We start from the raw sequence: 18,347 nt of genomic DNA on the forward strand, positions 1-18,347 counted from the left end.
GAGGTCACGGGCCTGGACGAAGCGGACGTCATCGGCGCGACGTTGAACGACGTCTTCCATGCCGAGGACGGGGGCGACACGTTGTTCCCGACCGTCGCCGAGGTCGACGCGCCGGCGATCCGCGAATTGCGCTGCACCTATCGGGCTGCCGACGGCTGCCGGCGCATTGCGCGGCTTTCGGCCCGGCCGGTGCAGGGCGAGGACGAGGCCTTGATCGGCTATCGCGGCACCGCGACCGATATCACCCGCGAGATCGAGGCGCAGGCGCAGGCGATCCACCTCTCCCTGCATGATGCCCTGACCGGACTGCCGAACCGGGTCCAGTTCCAGAGCCGCCTTCAGGACGCCTTCGACGAGGACCGTCTCGGGCATATGCGCCTCGCCGTCCTCTGCATCGACCTCGACCACTTTAAGGACATCAACGACACGTTCGGGCACGCGGCGGGCGACGCCGTGCTGACGGAGGTCGCCGAGCGCCTGCGCGCATGTCTGGGGAGCGGCGATGTCGCGGCCCGCCTCGGGGGCGACGAGTTCGCCGTCGTCCAGTCCGGGCTGAACCAGCCGCTCGATGCGCTGGCCCTCGCCCGCAGGATCATCGCCGATCTCAGCGCTCCTTTCACGGTGGACGGACGCGAGACCTTCATCGGCGCGAGCGTCGGCATCGCCTTCTCGGACGAGGACGGCGAGACGCCGAACCGGATCATGAAGAATGCCGACATCGCCCTCTACAGCGCCAAGGATGCCGGCCGAGGCGTGGCGCGCGTCTTTGAACCCTTCATGGGCATGGAGCGGCAGGCGCGCCGGTCGTTAGAGCAGGACCTGAAGCAGGCTCTGGCCTGCGGGCAGTTCGAGGTCCATTACCAGCCGCTCGTCTCGTTGGAGGACGAGCGCATCATCGGCGCCGAGGCGCTGGTGCGTTGGCGCCATCCGGACCGGGGCCTGGTGCCGCCCGGTGACTTCATCCCGCTGGCGGAGGAAACGGGCCTGATCCTTCCGATCGGCGAATGGGTCCTGCACACGGCCTGCAGCCAGGCCGCGCAGTGGCCGGGCCTGACGATCGCGGTCAATCTGTCGCCGATGCAGTTCAAGCACCGGGACCTCGTGGCCGTGGTCGCGGAGATCCTCGAGGCGACCGGCCTTCCGCCGGCGCGACTCGAACTCGAGATCACGGAAGGCGTCTTGCTCCACGACGGCGCCGCCGCGCGCGACATCCTCGCGCGGTTGAAGGCGCTCGGCGTGCGCATCGCCATGGACGACTTCGGGACCGGCTATTCCTCGCTCGGCTATCTCAACTCCTTCCCCTTCGACAAGATCAAGATTGACAAGTCCTTCATCGCGGACCTCACGGTCGAAAAATCGAACGCGATCGTGCGGTCGGTGATCGGTCTCGGGCAGAGCCTGAAGATGGTGACCACCGCGGAGGGCGTCGAAACCGCCGAGCAGGCGCGGTTCCTGCGCCGGGAGGGATGTCAGCAGGTGCAAGGCTACTTCTACAGCCGTCCGCTGCCGCTTGCCGAGATGGCCGCGCTACTCGGTGCCAAGGACCAGTCCCGAGTGGACGAGGTCGCCTGATCGTCGGCCGTCCCGATCGCCCGCGGCCTCAGAAGTTGCCGGGGTTGCCAGGTTCGACGACGCCGTTGCCGTCCACGACGTCGTTCTTCATCCAGGAAATCTCGCCCGATCGCGCGATCCTGGCGCCCCAGCACTGCGGCTCGGTCTTCGGGTCGTAACTGAAGCACAGCGTGTCGCCGACCACGCTCCAGCGTCCGTCGTAGTTCGAACCCCGCAAGGTGCCGTCGGGAAGGTAGAACTCGCGATACGGACCGCCTGACGCCATCGTCCCCTGGACCGTGTTCCCGGCGATGATCTTGGCGATCTCGGCGCCGGAAAGGGATCGGTAGTCTTGAGCGAGAGCTGGGCACGCCGTTGTCGACATGACAGCCAATGCGAAGAAGCAGCGCGGGATCATGGTCCTCTACCTCGATTGATGTTCACAAGGATGTTCGCACCAGCCCAGGATCGTGGAAGGCGTGCATGCTGCAAGATGGCATGCGGTCCTGTTCCCACGCTTGATGCGCGCTGACCTATAGTTGGACGTCCGCTCCGCACGGACGGCCAGCAGTCATGGTCTGCGGAGAGGAGGGCCGATGCGGATGGGTGTCGGACATGGAGAGTTTCGTTACCCGCCGAGCCACCCGGACCATGATCGCATCCTGCGTCACGTAGGACCGATCCCGCCGGGCGGTCAGGTTCTGGTGCGGCCATTTCCGATACGCTGGCCGGACGAACCTTAGTTGCCTCTGCGACCGAGATCGTAGATCGCCGTCGCGATTACCTGGATGCGGTCACGTCTTCCACCCGGTGCGTCGGCACGGCTGAGAACGAGCGTCAGCTTGGGCTCCTCGCGCAGTCGGAAGGAAGTCGAGACCATGCCCTCCCGACGCTTCTCGCCGACGCGCTCCCAGCGCTCGGCGAAATCCGGCGAGGCGACAACGGCTTCGGCCGCCGGCTGGAGGTCCACCTCGCCGCCGCCGGTGATGTGGCACATCGGAATGTCGCGAGAGACCACCAGCGCGTAACCCTCGCTGGGGCCCGCATTGATCCGCCAGTAGCGGTTGCCGCGTCGGAAGGGCTCGGGCGGGAGAAGCGGCTCGGGCAGGCTCTCGGTCTCGGACACCGCGCCGCCAAGATCGACGGCCGCCAGGAAACGCGTCGGATCATCCAGCCAGCTCGACGGGTCGAGGACCCAGATCTCGCATCCGCGCAGCGCGCCTTCCAAGCCACTGCGCAGCGGGTCTGCGACAGGCCCATCCTGCGCCGATGCTGAACCGGAGATCGCGAGCAGCATCCAGAATGCGAGCAGCAGGTGGCAAAGGCGCTTTGTGTCGATGCAGTACCGTGAACTCGGCCTCATCGATTCTCGAGCCCCCGTGAGGCGCGCTCTGCCCGGATCGTGTCCGCCTCACGACCGATCTGGTCGCGAAGGTTTGTGAGTCCTGCCCGCATCCGCCGGTGTACGGCGGGATCCAGCGAGGGATCAGGATAGCGCGCGTCCCAAAGGAGCACCGCGTCGATCGTGCGCTGGAGCTTGGGGATGTCGCCGAATGCCCAGCCGTTGACAGACGGCCCGAGCGTTTCGAACAGCGACGAGAACAGGGCGGGTTCGCCGGTCGGGTCCTGATCCGGGTTGGCGTTCAGGCGCGAGCGCCACCGAAGTTGTCCGGCATAAAACCAGAACGTCGCCTCGTCGCCCTTGCCCGCCTTCATCAAGGGTGCCGCACGCAGCATGATCTCGCTAGGCGGCGCGGTGCCTGCCGTCTCGGCACCCGGCGGGAAGGCAGGATCCTGCGCGAGGGCCAGGTGCGAATAATGAAGGAGCAGGATCGCGGCTACCAAACCGAAGTGCATGGTGCGGTTGAACATGCGTAGCCTCGGCTTTTCCGGTTGGCCCTCCAACGCGTGAAAGCGATGTCGCTTCGAGACCTCGAAGATCAAGGGTTTCCGCTCACGTCTTCTCGAGCGACGCGATACCAGACGACACCGAGCTGCAGAACGGTGTCGTTTCCCCCGAAACACGACGCGCGAGCCTCGGGAGCGGTCGATATCGAACGCGCCGCCTGCCTGTACCGATCCTAGCCTAGACGCCAGCGACGACGCTTGTTGAGCCTGCGATCGTCTGCCAGGCGTCGTACGCGGCGAGAACCGTCTCCATCTGCGCCGAATGCCCGGCAACGTAGGCCGCACCGTATATCGTCTCGTCGGGGTACTCCGTGATCAGCGTGACTGGCGCGATGTGCCGGTCGTCGACAGACGAGAGGCAGGGGAAGCCGTTGATCATGCGGAAACCCGTTTCGCCCGCGTGGATCTCATACAGTGCGATCTGGGACCGGTTGGCCTCGAGAAGTCCCGGGATGGCTGCGAGGCGGCGCGTCACGTGATCGAGCAGCTGCTCGGCGGCGTCCCCCCAACCCTCATGATGGCGGACGATCAGGAAGAAGCCCTTGGGCAGCGTCCACATGGCGAAGTGGCGCGGCAGGTAGCCCGAGAGGGGCCGCGTCCATTCGTGCGAAGGGTAACCGTGGAGATTGACGTGCAGTCGGGCCTGGGCCCGCGTCTCGGCCTGGAGATGGATCTCCTTCTCGCCGAGGATCGCGCCGGCGTTCTCACGAGTGCGGTACTCCAGGTCGTCGCCGAGCGCGGTGTAGCGGGCAGCGTGGTGCATGTGGCGTGGGTTGTCGCGGCGGAGACGTTGGCTGAGCGCGTAGCCGTCCGGGTTTTCCAGCGGCGAGACCACGAAATGGGCGCCCTCCCGCTGCGACAGCTGCATGGCGGCCCGCATCGCACCGACGATGCCGGTCGGCTCGTTGGGGTGCTGGCCACCGCTGACCATGACCGGCGCGTCTCGCCCCGACACGTGCACGGCCTGCACGTGTCGGCCCGCACGCGAGCGCGCGGCGAACAATTCGCCACCGAAGTCGGCAAGGAGCCGCTGGACCTGCCCGACGCCGATCGGCTCGCCCGCCGTGCCGAGGTCCTGATCCGGCGCGTCGAGGAAGCCGTCCGTGAGCGGGCGCGTCTCGACGCGGACCGACACGGCGCCGTCGCTCGCCACGATCTCGGGGACGATCTGGCCGGGGCGAAGGCTCCGGTCGCCGAGCGGGCGGGCCGACCGGTGTTGGAAGACCTCCAGGAGGCTGAAGTAGAAGTCCTCGTGCAGCGCCTCGCGCAGGCTCGAGACCTCGTCGCCCACGGGCAACGGCACGTCCGCCGCCGGAAGGGCGACGGCGATGTTGAGCTCCTCGAAATAGGGCTCGTCCCGACCCCAGTCGTGCGCGGCGATGGCCTCCATCGTGTCGTGGAAGAGACGCTCGTAGTCTGTCTCGAGCCGTTGTCCGACGTCGTCGCCCGCGACCCGATACCAGCCGGTCGGGGAGAGACTGGTTTGGCCGACCAGATCGGCATGGACGCGGTTGGGTGCGAGGACGACCAAGGCTTCCGTCGTGTCGCCTCGTGTCAGCCGGACGTCGTACTGGAACGCGCCATCCTCCCGCGCGACGAAGTCGATCTGCCGATCGCCGACAAGCGCGGCGAGGGGATAGGCCTCCAAGCGGAAACGGTTGGCCGGTGCGCTTTCGTGGACGGGATAGTGCACCTCAATCGCCGTGACCCCGTCGAGGTCGATGTCCTCGAGGAAGGCGAACACGAGCGGCTTGTAGGCGCTGTGGATGCGGGCGATGACCCCCTTGTCCCGGAGACGGCTTTCGGCGGCGCGGCGGCGCGCGGGGTCGTCGAAGGTCCATGCTTCGAAGGCGCGGTCGGGGATGGCGTCCTCCACCAGCGCATCGAGAGTGCTGCGGTAGGTCCTACGGAAGATGTCGGTCATGGCTCAGCGCGTCCGTCCTGTTGGGTCGAGCGTGTCGCGCAGCCAGTCGCCAAGGAGGTTCAGGCCAAGCACGGTGAGGAGGATCGCCAGCCCCGGGAACACCGACACCCACCAGGCGAGCTGGAGGTAGGTCCGTCCATCGGCCAACATGCCGCCCCAGCTGGGGATGGTCGGGTCGACCCCGAGGCCGAGGAAGGTCAGCGAGGACTCGAGCAGGATGTTGGTGGCGATGTTGAGCGTCATCAGCACGATCACCGGCCCGACGAGGTTGGGCAGGAGATGCTGCAGGATGATGTTGCGGTCGCGCACGCCGATGGCGCGAGCCGACAGGACGAACTCCCGTTCTCGCAGCGACAGAACGGAGCCGCGCACAAGGCGCGCGTACTGCACCCATTGCGAGACGATCAGGAGAATGATCGTATTGGTGAGACTGCCGCCGACGATCGCGATGAAGGTGATCGCTAGGAGGATGAAGGGCATGGCCAGCTGCACGTCGGCGAAGCGCATCACCACCATGTCCCAGACGCCGCGATAGTAGCCGGCGACGAGGCCCATGAAGACGCCAATCACCACCGAGCCGGCCACCGACAGGATACCGACGGTGAGGGAGATCTTGCCGCCCTGCACCACGCGGGAGAGCACGTCGCGGCCGAGCGGGTCCGTGCCGAGCGGGAAGGCGGGATTGGTGAAGGGCGCCACGAGACGCGCCGTCAGGTTGATCTTGGAGCCTCCGTCCGGAAACAGGAAATCGGAGAACAAGACGGCCACGCAGATGCCGCCGGTGAGAAGAGCGCCGAGGAGAAACTCGAGATTGGCGAAGCGTCGGGTGAGGGAGGTCACTGAGGCTACTCCGTACGCACGCGCGGATCGACGAGGCCGTAGGCGATGTCGACGATGAGATTGACGGCCACGATCAAGAGCGAGAGCACCGTGATGACACCCTGAAGGAGCGGGTAGTCGCGGGCAGCCACGGCGTCGAAGGCGAGTGTGCCGAGGCCCGGCCAGTTGAAGACGCGCTCCACCACGACGATGCCGCCGAGAAGGCCGCCGAACTGGATGCCGAAGTAGGTGATGAGCGGGATCGCGCAGTTCCGCAGCGCGTGCTTGTAGAGGACCTTGCGCTCGCTGAGGCCCTTGGCCCGGGCCACCATGACGTACTGCGACCCCAACGTCTCCAGCATGGTCGTGCGGACGAGGCGCACATTGGTCGCTGTTAGGATCACGCCCATCGTGAAGGCAGGCATCACGTAGCTCTGCCAGGTGCTCATGCCGCTGGGCGGGAGCCAGCCGAGGGTGATCGCGAAGAGCAGCACCAGCATGGTCGCGAGCCAGAAGTTCGGGAAGGACAGGCCGATCAGCGAGAAGATGCGGATCATCTGGTCGCTCCATCGCCCGCGCGACGTCGCGGCCTTGATGCCGAGCGGGATGGACACGACGATCGACAGGGCGATGGACAGAAAGGCGAGCAGAAGCGTCGGCCCCATCGCCTGGGCGAGAAGGGTCGAGACGGGCGCGCCGCCGGCGAACGAGCGACCGAAGTCCAGCGTCAGCAGGCCCTTGAGGAACAGGAGGTACTGGGTGAGGAACGGCTTGTCGACGCCGAGCGCCTGGCGGATGCGCGTGAGGTCCTCCTCCGTCATCGAACCGCCGCCCTGGAACATCGTTACCGCCGGATCGCCGGTGAGGCGGATCGCGAAGGACACGAGGAGGGTGACGGCGATCACGACGAAGATCGCCTGAAGCACGCGTTTTATGAGAAAGCCGGCCAAGGAATCGTTCTCCGGAAAGCGTGGGCCTATGCGCTTGGCGCGATGCGGCCTGCGCGGACGAGCGCGGAAGGAGACCGCCCCTGAGGGCGGCCTCAAGCAGCGGTGCTACTCGACGGACACGGTGTCGAACTTCGTGCGGTTGTCGGGCGCCGCGACAAAGTCCTTCACCCGCTTGTTGACGCCATAGATCGCGTTCGAATTGTACAGCGGGATCTCGAGCGCCCGGTCGGCGACGGTGGCGGCGATCTCCCGCAGGATCCGCTCGCGCTCGGCACGATCGGTCAGCGAGCGCTGCGACTCGAGGAGCTTGTCGAGCTCCGAATCGCTCTCGTACGGGTTCCACTTCTCGCCCGAGTGGTACATTGCATAGGCGGTGTTGTCGTAGTCGAAGGTCCAGCCGCCCCACTTTTGCTGGAACATCGCCCCGGTCTTGCCCTGCGGGATGATGTCGTTGAGCAGGACATTGGTCTCGTAGGGTTTAATGGACGCGGTGACGCCGACCATTTGCAGGTAGCTCGCGATGACCTGCGCCACCTCGTTCATGGTCTGGTCGTTGCCACGCACGTCGATTTGGACACTTGCACCCTCCTGGACCCCGGCCTCGGTGAGGAGCTTTTTGGCCGCCTCCGGGTCGTAGGGCAGCGGCTTCAGGGCGGGGTCGTCGCCGAACGATAGGGCGCTCTGGAAGGAGGCGATCTCCGTCGCCTGCCCGGCGAGGATCTGCTCGACGATGGTCTTGCGATCCACCGCCATGATGAGCGCCTTGCGCACGTTAACGTCCTTGGTGATGCCGTCGCGCGTGTTGAAGCGAAGCGCATCCACCGTCGGTCCGGGGACTGAGACCAGCTCGAGCTTGGGATCGTTGCGGATGACGTCGATCATGCCGATGGGGATGGTCGGCGGCAGCACGACGTCGACGCGGCCCGCCTGGAGTTCGGCGACGGCGGTCGCCGGCTCTGTGATGAAGCGGTATTCGAGCTCCGACAGCTTCGGCGCTCCGCCCCAGTAGTCGGGGTTGGCCGCGAGCTTGATGTCGACCTTGGGCGCGTAGGAGACGAACTTGAAGGCGCCGGTGCCGACCGGGTTCGTGTTGAAGTGGTCCTCGCCGTGCTCGGCGATGTATTTCGGCGGCACGATCATTGCCCCGTACCCGGCCAGCTTGGTGAGGAGCACCGGATCAGGCGACTTCAGCTTCATTTCCACGGTGTAGTCGTCGATGACCTCGACGCTTTCGATCGCCGTGTAATTGGAGCGCTGCGGCCCCTTGGAGCCCTGCTCGCCGAGGAGACGCTCGAAGGTGAACTTGACCGCCGCCGCGTTGAACGGCTCACCGTCATGGAAGGTCACGCCCTGCCGCAGCTTGAAGCGGATGCGCTTGCCCTCGTCCAACTCCTCCCAGGACTCGGCCAGTCCCGGCACGAGCTTCAGGTCCGGCCCGCGATAGGTAAGGCCGTCGAAGATGTTGGTGGCGACGGCCGCCCAATTGACAAGAAACGTGTCGACTGGGTCCCAGCTGCCGGGATCCTGCGGCGAGGACACGGTGAGCTTGCCCTCGGCCATCGCCGGCGCCGCGGCGAAAGCGACGCCCGCCATCGCAAGGCTTAGGAAGGCAGTACGGATCGTCTTCGGTGTCGTCATGGCTTGGGTCCTTCTCGTTGGGTCTTCGGAGCGCGTCAGGCGCCTACGGCCACGAAATGGCCGGGGGTGATTTCGCGGCGCGCCAGGATGGCCGGCTCGTTGCCGACGGCGCGCACGGGACTGGGGATTTCGCCCTCGATCAGGGATGCGTCGCGTGCCCGCTCCGGATCGGCGACGGGAACGGCGGACAGGAGCTTGCGCGTATAGGCATGACCTGGCGTCTCGAACACCTGGCGTCGGCTGCCGAGCTCCATCACCTGCCCGAGATAGAGGACCGCCACCCGATGGCTCATCTTCTCCACCACCGCCATGTCGTGGCTGATGAAGAGGTAGGCGAGTCCACGCTCCGCCTGGAGATCCATGAACAGGTTGATGATCTGCGCCTGGATCGACACGTCGAGCGCCGACAACGCCTCGTCGGCGATGATCAGCTTCGGGTCGCAGGCCAGTGCGCGCGCGATGCAGACGCGCTGCCGCTGGCCGCCCGAGAACTCGTGGGGGTAGCGCTTGGCATGCTCGGACCCAAGCCCGACACGTTCGAGGAGGCCATGGACGCGCGCCTCGATCTCGCGACGCGACGAAAGAAGCCCGTGCGTGCGGATCGGCTCGGCGATCGAGAAACCCACCGTTTTGCGCGGATCGAGCGAGGCGAACGGATCCTGGAAGATGTATTGGACATCCTGGCGCAGCCGATGGCGTTCGGCCGCGCTCATCTGATCGAGCGGCTTGCCTCCGAACGCGATACTGCCGGACGTCGCAGCCTGGAGCTGCTGGATCGTGCGCCCGATCGTGGACTTGCCGGATCCCGACTCGCCAACCAGCGCCAGCGTTTCGCCGGGATGGATGTCGAAGGACACGTTCTCCACCGCATGGACGCGATGGGTGACCCGGCCGAAGAATGTCTTTCTGACGTCGAAGCGGACCCCGAGATCCTGGACCGATAGGAGGGGCACGCCGTCGTATCGCGCGGTGTCCTGCACCCGCTCCGTGCCCACCAGAGTCGGCTCGCCGTCCTGGAGGACGGTCAGCGGCGTCCGTTTCGGCAAGTCCTCGCCCGCCATGCTGCCGAGCGCCGGAACGGCGGCGAGGAGCGTGCGTGTGTAGGCGTGGCTCGGGGCGGCGAAGATTTGGCGCACCGGGCCTTCCTCGACCTTCCGGCCCTTCCACATCACCACGACCTCGTCCGCCATCTCGGCGACGACGCCCATGTCGTGGGTGATGAAGACCATCGCCATGCCGAGGTCCCGCTGCAGGTCCCGCATGATCGTCAGGATCTGAGCCTGGATCGTCACGTCGAGCGCGGTGGTCGGCTCGTCCGCGATCAGGAGCCGGGGGCGGCAGGCCAGCGCCATGGCGATCATCACGCGCTGGCGCATGCCTCCGGAGAGCTGGTGGGGAAACCGCGTCAGGAGGTCGGCCGAATCGGGCAGGCGCACCATGTCGAGCAGGCGCCGCGCCTCGGCAAGTGCCGAAGCCTTCGTCATCCCCTCGTGCAGCGTCAGGACCTCGCCGATCTGGTCGCCGATCCGGTAGACCGGGTTCAGCGAGGTCATCGGCTCTTGGAAGATCATGGCGATCTCCTTGCCGCGGATGGCTCGCATCGCCTTCTGCGAGGCCTTCAGGAGGTCGATCTCGCCGCCCGGGCCGTCAAACAGGATACACCCGGTGGGGAAGGTCGCGCCCGCCATGTCCGCGAGGCGCATGATCGACAGCGATGTCACCGACTTGCCGGAACCGCTTTCGCCGACCACGGCGACGGTCTTGCCGGCCGGCACCGCGAAGCTGAGATCCTCGATGACGGCCGTCGTGCCGAACCGGACCCCGAGGTTCTCGATCCTCAGAACGGGTGATGGCGGATTGCCGCGATCGGTCATGCCAGCGTCTCCGTGTGAATGCGGACAACGATCGTGCCTGCGGCTTGGAAGGCCGTTGATTCCGCCAGACGAATGGCGCTGCCGCTGAGCGGTACGGCGGCCGGATTTTCCATATTCATGTCACTCATCATCGCCTTGGTCAGTCCATACGGCGGGGAAGGGCGCTCGATCCCAACTGCTGACGAGGATACGGCGCTGCCAGGTTCCGTCTGTTGATGACGGGTCGTTCGGGGGTGACGCCCCTCGCGCGTCCATTGCGGGAATGCTTCAGGCAAAGCGTCTCACAAACGACCGGGTCGAGGGAGACATTGAGCGCGGATGGCCGCGCAAGTGCTTGTTACCAGCCTGCCTGGGAGCGTGTTGCGAGGAGCGACCATCAGTCGAAGCGATGCATTCCAAGACGACTTGGATCTCATGCTACGGAAGCGTGGGGAGGAGGCTCGCATCCGTTCGCGCTCCCCAAGATTGTCGGCAGCGTCAGGAATCAGGGTAGGGAGCACGAGGCCTCCGTCGCTCAGCGTACGAGGTCCGAAGCTTCTCCAATCGTCTCCGTCGATGATGGCCCCCTCGGCATGCGCCCTGAATTCGATAAGGCTACGTTAGAGATGACCGACGGTCGCGTCCATATTGTTGAACAAGACGCTTCGCGTCGACGTGCTTTATGCACAAAGGATGACATCAGCCGGAGGGCGTGGCACGAAGGTGGATGGGACCGTTGTCCGATCGACGCACGCCGTCAGGTTCTGAATTGGCTTGGCGTCGTGGGCGCCGATCTTCCTTTTCGCGATACCGGCGTAGGATAAGACGGCCGCCTGTGGTCGCCGTCGTCAGGCCACTTCGATGCGGGGCACAGGCGAAATGTTTTCCGATCCCTCGATGTTGGGCGCGGTGAGCTTCGCCATCCATGCTGGTTAGGGACAGGCGACCGGGAGGGCTGCTGCGAAGCGAAAGCTCGCATCCACGTTCGGTCGAGGTGCCGTCCGCGTTTCCTTAGGCACTGAGGTGCTTTGGGAAGACGCGGCGGGCGGCCCGACCGAAGCCGCCGTGCACATGCTTTCGAACCAATCGCGGGTTCGGCAGCGCGAAGGCTGGAATTGGTGGGCGGATCAGATGGCTGACGGGGGCCGCACACGGCGGCCCCCATCGCCTGCACGTTGCGAAATCCGTGCGCAGAACGGGCTTGGAGAGCCTCGTTACGCGTCCGCCTTCGCGGAGCCCTTCGCGGACCTCTTGGCTTTCGGCTTGCTCGCCGGGGTGGGCTCGGATGTCGGACCAGATGCAGGCGCCGCTTCAGATGTTGCGGCGTCGTCAGGCGCGGCTTCGGCGGCGACCGTGCGCTTCCGCCCGAGTCCCAGCTGCTTGGCGACCTCGGCACGGCGCTTCGAATAGTTCGGAGCGACCATCGGGTAGTCCGCCTTCAGCCCGTAGCGCTCGCGATAGGTCTCGGGCGTCAGGCCGTGCGTCGCGAGGTGACGACGAAGCGCCTTGTACGGCTTTCCGTCGATCATGCTGTAGATGACCTCGGGGTCCGCAAGGCTTTTCCGGACGGTCACCGCACCCTGGTATTCTTCCGGTGCCGCCGCACTCGCCTGCGTTTCATCGGCTGGCGGGTCGATCATGCCGACAAGAGCGGCATGGCTGTTCTTCAGGAACGTGTGGACGTCCTCGGGTGCGACCCGGGTATTAGGATTGCTGAGCCATGCGGTTGTGATCTCAACCGCCAGTTCAACCGCATTCGATTTCTCGTCCACTACGCATCTCCATCAAGCTAGTCGGTACGAATCCGTTGTCGCCAACTCTCGCGTGACTGATAGCTCACGGATGAAGGTTATTTCCAGTCCAGAATTATCCCTCGTCCATATTCGAGGTGTCCGACCGATACGGAAACTACAGTAGGAGTAACGTCCTGCGATCCGGCCAATTCACTGTGACGCGCGTGATCAACGCGCGCAAATCTGCCTTCGGCTGCTGTCCGACATGGTCGCGATCGTGCGGGCAAACCGAAGATTTGAATGCGTGAGCATTAGTGCAAAGAGTTTGTCGTTCACTCAACATCGCCGTCGCTTCGGAATGGTCGATCATCCGCAGGCGCTGCCTGACCGGAAACCACCATCCGTGAGGTTTGTCATCCGCTAAGGCGTCTCGCCCGTCCCGTCCAACAAGGAGCGGACAGGACCCTTAAAATCCTAGCAAACCAATTCGTTCGCCGTTTCTGACTCATCAGTAGACCTGATGGAAGCAGCGTAGGGGACCCGGACCATGGCGTGGATGACGTTGAAGAAGAGAAAACGATCGACGTGGCCGTTTTGGATGGCACTTCTGCTTTTCGGCAACGTCTACAGCTGGACCCGGTCCGACAACGAACCTCCCACCAGTCCCATAACCCCGACGATGGCAGCTGCGCTACCGATTGCGAAGGCGACGCCTCCCCGAGCGGCCAGTCCAAGTGTGGTCGACCTAACTCTTCCGAAAGTCGCGACCGCCGCCTACGCGGTGCCGACCTTCGCATCATTGAATGAACGGCAGCAATTCGAGCGCCGGGTCTGCAAGGCTGTCATCGCGATCGAGTTCGGTCGAGATCCCGTGTCGATGTTCGCCAGTTCTATACAGGGTGAGCCGCATTACGTCAGCTACATACGCCCAAACGATGGCACCCTATGGGAGTACCTTTGCAGGGTCTCCGGAAGGAACGTCGTCTGGTCGATCCCGAACGGGAGGTGGCGGAACTCCTACACGGCTGGCGACACAGAATTTCGGTTCTCAACGTCAAACTCAGATCGGACACTTATGATCGAAGGCAGGCATTTCGACGGTTCGAGTACGAGAGAGAGCTTCATCCTGGCAGCTCTTTAAGGACGCGGAGCGACGTTCCGAACACTGACGACGATCGTGCTGCCGTTGCGTCCCTCCTAACGGACGTTCTTTACTACCACCAGCGCCCTCAAGGCGGCGTCTCAGTCGCGGCTTTCGTAACAGGGTGGCGTTCGATGACGCGTAATGACGCGTCCAACGCCGCGTCTCTACGGTCTCCCGCAGGTCGGTGCGGTCACGCCGGATTGCCAACGCGGACTGGGGAAAACGCTCCGAGCTCCGGAATTCAACTAACTACGCGAACAATTCATCCTGCATCATACGATGATGAATTTCGGCGAAACAGGAGGCGGCGCCATGGGGTGGCTCAGGTACTGCATCGCGGCCACCATTTGCCTACTTTGGATCGGTCAGGCCCAGGCAGTCAGCATTGAAAGCGGGTCGACCGACAGTGGGATGAGCTACCTCGTCGTCCACGGGGAGTTCAGGCGTGACGACAACGAGCGAGCATTGGTCACCAAGGCGATCGAAACGGATGCGAAAGTCGTCATCTTCGACTCGCCGGGCGGAAACGCGTATGCGGCGATGCGCTTCGGAAGGGCCATACGGGCGGCGGGTTTGAATACGCTTCAGGCGCGACCGCTGGAATGCGCGTCCGCCTGCTCAATGGCCTTCATGGGCGGTGTCATGCGTGTGGCCGAGAGCGGATCGATCGGCGTGCATCGCGCGGCATTCGGCCAAGATGCGGAAATGGACAGTTCCACGGCCGTGGCTGCCATTCAGGCCGGAACGGCCGACCTCATTGCCTACCTCGTGGAGATGGGCGTGGATCCGCGGCTGATGCAGCTCGCCCTCTCCGTTGACTCGACGGACATGCGGTACCTGACCACGGCCGAGATGAGCGAGCTGCGCGTTACCTCAAACGGCGATGCATCCGGGAACGCGTTGCCATCATCCAATGGATTGGCGAGCTTGCCCGGCTCGAACTTCGGCTCCGATCAGCCGGGCGGTTCGGAAAATGAGGTCGCTGCAGGAGAGCAGCTTGCGGCGCTTCCACATACGCCACCGCTCTCGACTCCTCAGATCAACAAGCCAAATCGACTGGCACTCTATCGTGGCCTCGATTTCGTTGGCCGGGACATACAGTCTCTCTCCCTTGCGGATGCCCCAGCCTGCGCGTCCGCGTGCCTCGGCACGGACCAATGCCGCGCCTTCACGTTCAACACCGCGACCAGTCCGGCGAGGGGGCCGAATTGTTTCCTGAAGTCGAGCCAGGGAGAGCTCGACGGCAACTTCGTAGCGATTTCCGGGATGCTGCTCGGGCGAATGGAGCCGGACGCCGTCGCCATGAGCTTCGGTGTCATCGATCCGGCGCGCAACCTATACCAGGACGCGGATGCCACGGGAGGTGACCTGTCGCGAACGCCCTTGCCGTCCATCCACACCCCATTCGAATGCCGTTTGGCGTGCGTTCAGAACGGCGCCTGCGCTGGGTTTTCGTTCGTCGCCGCAAAGAAGCAATGTTGGCTGAAGGGTGAGATCGGTCAGTTGCGCAAGCGCCCCGGCATCGTCACGGGCCTGAAGACCGCGATGAGTTTTGAGCCTACCCACGTTCCGATCGGAGAGTGACGCGGATTGGGGCGGAATCCTGCTGGATGGGTTCGGGCCTCATCGCCGACGGTCGTGATACGACGGGCCGTTTCTTCGGCTGCATGCGGTCGAGCCGACCCGGCGCGAGCCCCTTCACTGGCTTGGGCTCCGGAGAAGTCGTCGCAGCTTCCGACCACCTCGAACCCTTCGAACGGTAGGCGTGTCGGGCGGGCGGGGCACACACATGAGTGCCGAAAAGAAGCCGCCCGGCACGAACATCCTCCGCAAGACCGAGTCCGCGATCCGAGCCGGAACCAGGGCGAATTTTGGTCGTCCGCTTGCTCGCAGGGTCAGGCGACTACGCGCCCAGCCTTGCCGACGCTGCGGTGTCTGAATGCGGACGGTAGTGGCCGCCTTTTGCGCCGCCATCCCGCCTAGCGATGCCGCAAACGGGGTAGGAGCAAAGCCGATCCTTGCCGTTGCCGCTCCGCTCAGCTTCCTCGATCAGTCGTCTGGACCGGATCCAAAGGCGTCCAACCGGAGAGCGGCGTTCCGGAATGTCGGCGCGTCCAACTCCGGGCAGTCGATCACGAGCAACTTCGGCAAACCGTAGAGGGGCCATCCGTCATGGATCGAAGAGGCCGAACTTTCCCTGGGGGTGCAGTCAAGAACGGCTGCTGTTGCGGGGGGTGGAGAAGCCGGATCGAAGACGAGCCGCATCCCGACGATCGTCTTGGCATGTGGGCAGACGTCGACGTGGATCGCTGCGGACAGGGCAGTCCGACTGTACTTGTCCGCTACCGAGAAGCAGTCGATCTCGATCGGCCGGGACACCGGCTGAACGGGGTCGGGCGACGGAGATTGGCAAGCACTGGCTTGCAGAATGGTGCGCGTCGTCATGTCTTTCTCCAAAGGAAATGCGTCACGATCAATGGGGTGATGGACGGTCGACTGGCGCTTCGACGGCGCCGGCCGCTACGTAGTTGAGGATGTCACCGCTCAGCTCGCCCGGGGGGCGGGTTTCCACACCAACAGGCCGGTGACGGGATCTCGGTCGAGCCTGCACCGGAACGCCATCAGGATGCCCGTCAGCATTGAGCGGGCGAAGAACACGTCGCCAGCTTGCAAGGGACCGCGGAGGCCCAGTCTTTCGGCGATCCGCATGATCAACTTCGGCGGCGCCGCCGGCGACGCCTCGCTGCCCACTTCCAAAGGCAGGTTCGCCAAGAGCGAGGCCTCCGCACCGGTCGCGACCCGCAGCAGCGGCCAGCCGCACGTGGCTTCGCGGATCTCGCGCTCCGTCCAAATCTCGAACGCCGCGCCCCTCAGCGCGCATTCCAGCTCGATCCTCGTCCGCCTCCCGCAGAGCTCGGTGTCGCGGAGGAGCAAGGCGTGGGGTCGAACGGATCGGTAGACCTTCGATCCATCGGTCATGACCGCGAGGAGGTCTGGCGTGTAACGGTGGCGGCGTCCGTCGACGGCGTCACGCCAGACGAAGGTCTCCGGCTGCGCGCGTATGGACGCGACGAACGGGTCGGCGGCCATGATCTTGAGGAGGTCCGCTCCGAGCGAACTCTCGAACGGTACGAGACCGCCTCCCTTGGGCGTCGGGACGAAACCGCGCCGGGGACGGCCGCTCCCGCGGTCGGAAGCGGAGCGTTTGGCGGACCGGATGGCCGGGCGTTGGCGGATCATGTGCATGGCGTTCCTTTCGTGGTTGTCTTGGTGAGGGGTTCGATGCGGGCGCGCGAGATCGCTGCCCCGCCGGAGGGGCGTCGGCGCGTTCGGACGTTAGAGGAAGCGGTCTAGCGGGCCGCGTGTGCGGCCATGGGCCTGTTGCGGGCCTGCGCCGGGCGGCGGAGCGCCATCGGCCATGCGTGGGCGGGCGCCCCCGGATGCCGCATCCCTGCGGAGCCGAGGATCATGCGGGCGAGTTCGCCGGCCGTTGCCAGGGGCCTCGGCATGGGCACTCCCCGCAGGAGCGAGGCCGTCTCGGCCTTGGTGAGGGCGGGGACGTCGACGCGCCAACTCGATGAGGCGATGTCCCAGGTCCGGCGCGGGCCGTTGCGGCCGATCGCGTCGCAGGAGATCCGGATCGGCGCGGGATCGCGCTCGAGCCGGGACAGCAGAAGCGATCCTGCCACGAGGCAGTCGACATCGACGCCGGCGCCCCGGAGCCCGTCCCATGCCGCCAGCGGCACGTCGAGGATTCGCAGGACACGTCCCTCCTCGAGTCCTTTCCCCACGCGCATCCAACGACGGCCGGGTAGATTCGCGGCTTCGCTCCCATGGGGCGGCCGTACGACGTCGACACCCGCAAGGAAGTCCGGCATCATGCCGGACGGCCCCGGGGTCGGCGGATCGGGATCCGTCTTCCCGTAAGACACCTCGAATCCCAGGGACGCGGCGCCGAGCGCGGCGAGCATGGGTATGCAGGACGTGCCGGGAACGTCCCGGTCGCAATGGAACTTGAACGTGGGCAAGGCGATGGATCCACTGTTAGAGCGAGCGATCGATCGACTGGTGCCGGGCCTCCCTGGCCCCCGCATCTTTGTTGTGGGTCGAGCCCTTCTGCGGTTGACCAAATGAAACATGAAGCCCGACTAGAGTCAACGACGATTCGATCGAATGGTGAGGGGGGGCGTGACGCTTTGGTGGCGGTCGCGCTTTCCCCGGGGCTGCCGATCGACGGCGTCGCCTGCCGCGGCGCCCGTGCGATGCTGGGCGTCTCGCAGCTTGCGCTGGCCGAAGCCGCCGACTGCGGGAGGAACCTCCTGAACGATTTCGAGAACGGGGTGCGCGTGCCCCGGGTCGGCAACGCCGTGCGCATCCGCGAGGCGCTCGAGGAACTCGGGGCCTTATTCATGGAGTGCCGTGGGAGGGTGGCCGTCGGCGTCGATCCCGAGGTGGCGTCGAAGCGGACGCCAAGGGCGCGGGCGTTGGGAGGGTCGTAACTGTCTGGGGACCGTCCCCGGTATCTAATTGGGCCCCACCGTTCGTCGGCCCCGTCCCTCCGGTCCCCGCCAACCCGTCCCGGGGCACGAGACCCGCGTCAAAAGCGTCCGGCGACGGACGTTCTCCGTCCCCGGGGCAAGTGGGTTGCAGTCGATGGCGCCAACAGGACGCCGGACGGCATTTCCAGAATTCGTAGGCTGAGATGCCTCTGTCGTCCGGCAACCTTCGAACTGCACATCAGGACAGACGAAGAGGTCCGACGTTCGGGACGCCGACGTCGTGCTCCATGTTGGCCTGAATGTCAGTCAAACGTAATGTTTTCGATCC

General features: G+C 65.2%; 17 protein-coding genes. 4 read left to right on the top strand and 13 right to left on the bottom strand.

Translation table 11 applies throughout. The annotated features are described in order from the left end of the window. Nucleotides 1-1,572 (top strand): putative bifunctional diguanylate cyclase/phosphodiesterase (locus BM175_RS17955; RefSeq protein WP_139224686.1); only part of this gene is annotated, 1,572 nt, incomplete at its 5' end. 28 nt (nt 1,573-1,600) lie between these two features. On the opposite strand, the gene BM175_RS17960 is transcribed toward BM175_RS17955, so the two are convergent. The 10 genes from BM175_RS17960 to BM175_RS18000 all read right to left on the bottom strand — a co-directional run bounded on the left by BM175_RS17960 (nt 1,601) and on the right by BM175_RS18000 (nt 12,415). Next, a complete protein-coding gene (locus BM175_RS17960) occupies nt 1,601-1,969 on the bottom strand; it encodes a hypothetical protein (RefSeq protein WP_090965499.1) in 369 nt (122 codons plus the stop codon). A gap of 321 nt (nt 1,970-2,290) precedes the next feature. Further along, nucleotides 2,291-2,914, bottom strand: coding sequence for a hypothetical protein (locus tag BM175_RS17965; RefSeq protein WP_139224687.1), 624 nt, complete (start codon nt 2,912-2,914; stop codon nt 2,291-2,293). Then, entirely contained in the window at nt 2,911-3,495 is a 585-nt protein-coding gene (locus BM175_RS17970; RefSeq protein WP_139224688.1) for a hypothetical protein, read from the bottom strand. Before BM175_RS17970 ends, BM175_RS17965 begins: the two co-directional genes overlap by 4 nt. A gap of 142 nt (nt 3,496-3,637) precedes the next feature. Next, nucleotides 3,638-5,383 (bottom strand): M14 family metallopeptidase, encoded by a 1,746-nt coding sequence (locus tag BM175_RS17975; protein WP_090965506.1) that lies wholly within the window; start codon nt 5,381-5,383, stop codon nt 3,638-3,640. A gap of 3 nt (nt 5,384-5,386) precedes the next feature. Then, nucleotides 5,387-6,223: an ABC transporter permease gene (locus BM175_RS17980; RefSeq protein ID WP_090965508.1), complete on the bottom strand. Its 837-nt coding sequence runs from the start codon at nt 6,221-6,223 to the stop codon at nt 5,387-5,389. A gap of 5 nt (nt 6,224-6,228) precedes the next feature. Beyond that, nucleotides 6,229-7,152: an ABC transporter permease gene (locus BM175_RS17985; protein ID WP_090965509.1), complete on the bottom strand. Its 924-nt coding sequence runs from the start codon at nt 7,150-7,152 to the stop codon at nt 6,229-6,231. Nucleotides 7,153-7,257: 105 nt separating this feature from the next. After that, nucleotides 7,258-8,790 carry an ABC transporter substrate-binding protein gene (locus BM175_RS17990; RefSeq protein WP_090965511.1) on the bottom strand — a complete coding sequence of 511 codons (1,533 nt, stop codon included), beginning with the start codon at nt 8,788-8,790 and terminating at the stop codon, nt 7,258-7,260. A gap of 35 nt (nt 8,791-8,825) precedes the next feature. Then, nucleotides 8,826-10,664: an ABC transporter ATP-binding protein gene (locus BM175_RS17995; RefSeq protein ID WP_090965513.1), complete on the bottom strand. Its 1,839-nt coding sequence runs from the start codon at nt 10,662-10,664 to the stop codon at nt 8,826-8,828. Beyond that, entirely contained in the window at nt 10,661-10,792 is a 132-nt protein-coding gene (locus BM175_RS23260; RefSeq protein WP_280141127.1) for a hypothetical protein, read from the bottom strand. The genes BM175_RS17995 and BM175_RS23260 overlap by 4 nt, the downstream gene beginning before the upstream one ends. 1,065 nt (nt 10,793-11,857) lie before the next feature. Beyond that, on the bottom strand, nt 11,858-12,415 hold the full coding sequence (locus tag BM175_RS18000; RefSeq protein WP_090965515.1) for a Ros/MucR family transcriptional regulator: 558 nt from the start codon (nt 12,413-12,415) through the stop codon (nt 11,858-11,860). Nucleotides 12,416-12,923: 508 nt separating this feature from the next. Here BM175_RS18000 and BM175_RS22450 point away from each other — a divergent pair. Both BM175_RS22450 and BM175_RS18005 read left to right on the top strand, forming a co-directional pair. After that, nucleotides 12,924-13,517: a hypothetical protein gene (locus BM175_RS22450; RefSeq protein ID WP_139224689.1), complete on the top strand. Its 594-nt coding sequence runs from the start codon at nt 12,924-12,926 to the stop codon at nt 13,515-13,517. Nucleotides 13,518-13,931: 414 nt separating this feature from the next. Beyond that, nucleotides 13,932-15,104 (top strand): PAN domain-containing protein, encoded by a 1,173-nt coding sequence (locus BM175_RS18005; RefSeq protein ID WP_139224690.1) that lies wholly within the window; start codon nt 13,932-13,934, stop codon nt 15,102-15,104. 465 nt (nt 15,105-15,569) lie between these two features. Here BM175_RS18005 and BM175_RS18010 read toward each other — a convergent pair whose 3' ends face one another. The 3 genes from BM175_RS18010 to BM175_RS18020 all read right to left on the bottom strand — a co-directional run bounded on the left by BM175_RS18010 (nt 15,570) and on the right by BM175_RS18020 (nt 17,311). Further along, entirely contained in the window at nt 15,570-15,965 is a 396-nt protein-coding gene (locus BM175_RS18010) for a hypothetical protein (RefSeq protein ID WP_090965519.1), read from the bottom strand. A gap of 99 nt (nt 15,966-16,064) precedes the next feature. Further along, nucleotides 16,065-16,610 carry a TnsA endonuclease N-terminal domain-containing protein gene (locus BM175_RS18015; RefSeq protein WP_139224691.1) on the bottom strand — a complete coding sequence of 182 codons (546 nt, stop codon included), beginning with the start codon at nt 16,608-16,610 and terminating at the stop codon, nt 16,065-16,067. A 260-nt stretch (nt 16,611-16,870) separates the two neighbouring features. Beyond that, on the bottom strand, nt 16,871-17,311 hold the full coding sequence (locus BM175_RS18020; protein ID WP_139224692.1) for a hypothetical protein: 441 nt from the start codon (nt 17,309-17,311) through the stop codon (nt 16,871-16,873). 408 nt (nt 17,312-17,719) lie between these two features. Between BM175_RS18020 and BM175_RS18025 the strand changes: the two genes are divergently transcribed. Continuing rightward, on the top strand, nt 17,720-18,019 hold the full coding sequence (locus BM175_RS18025; RefSeq protein ID WP_244546063.1) for a helix-turn-helix transcriptional regulator: 300 nt from the start codon (nt 17,720-17,722) through the stop codon (nt 18,017-18,019). The last annotated feature ends 328 nt before the right edge of the window (nt 18,020-18,347 follow it).

This window comes from Aureimonas phyllosphaerae (assembly GCF_900113065.1).
Taxonomy (GTDB): Bacteria; Pseudomonadota; Alphaproteobacteria; order Rhizobiales; family Rhizobiaceae; genus Aureimonas; species Aureimonas phyllosphaerae.

Excerpts from the sequence above, each read along its gene's own strand:
- BM175_RS17975 (WP_090965506.1), bottom strand. The coding sequence starts at position 5,383 with ATGACCGACATCTTCCGTAGGACCTACCGCAGCACTCTCGATGCGCTG.
- BM175_RS17995 (WP_090965513.1), bottom strand. The coding sequence starts at position 10,664 with ATGACCGATCGCGGCAATCCGCCATCACCCGTTCTGAGGATCGAGAAC.
- BM175_RS18005 (WP_139224690.1), top strand. The coding sequence starts at position 13,932 with ATGAGCTACCTCGTCGTCCACGGGGAGTTCAGGCGTGACGACAACGAG.
- BM175_RS17960 (WP_090965499.1), bottom strand. The coding sequence starts at position 1,969 with ATGATCCCGCGCTGCTTCTTCGCATTGGCTGTCATGTCGACAACGGCG.
- BM175_RS18010 (WP_090965519.1), bottom strand. The coding sequence starts at position 15,965 with ATGACGACGCGCACCATTCTGCAAGCCAGTGCTTGCCAATCTCCGTCG.
- BM175_RS23260 (WP_280141127.1), bottom strand. The coding sequence starts at position 10,792 with ATGAGTGACATGAATATGGAAAATCCGGCCGCCGTACCGCTCAGCGGC.
- BM175_RS18015 (WP_139224691.1), bottom strand. The coding sequence starts at position 16,610 with ATGGCCGCCGACCCGTTCGTCGCGTCCATACGCGCGCAGCCGGAGACC.
- BM175_RS22450 (WP_139224689.1), top strand. The coding sequence starts at position 12,924 with ATGGCGTGGATGACGTTGAAGAAGAGAAAACGATCGACGTGGCCGTTT.
- BM175_RS17990 (WP_090965511.1), bottom strand. The coding sequence starts at position 8,790 with ATGACGACACCGAAGACGATCCGTACTGCCTTCCTAAGCCTTGCGATG.
- BM175_RS17965 (WP_139224687.1), bottom strand. The coding sequence starts at position 2,914 with ATGAGGCCGAGTTCACGGTACTGCATCGACACAAAGCGCCTTTGCCAC.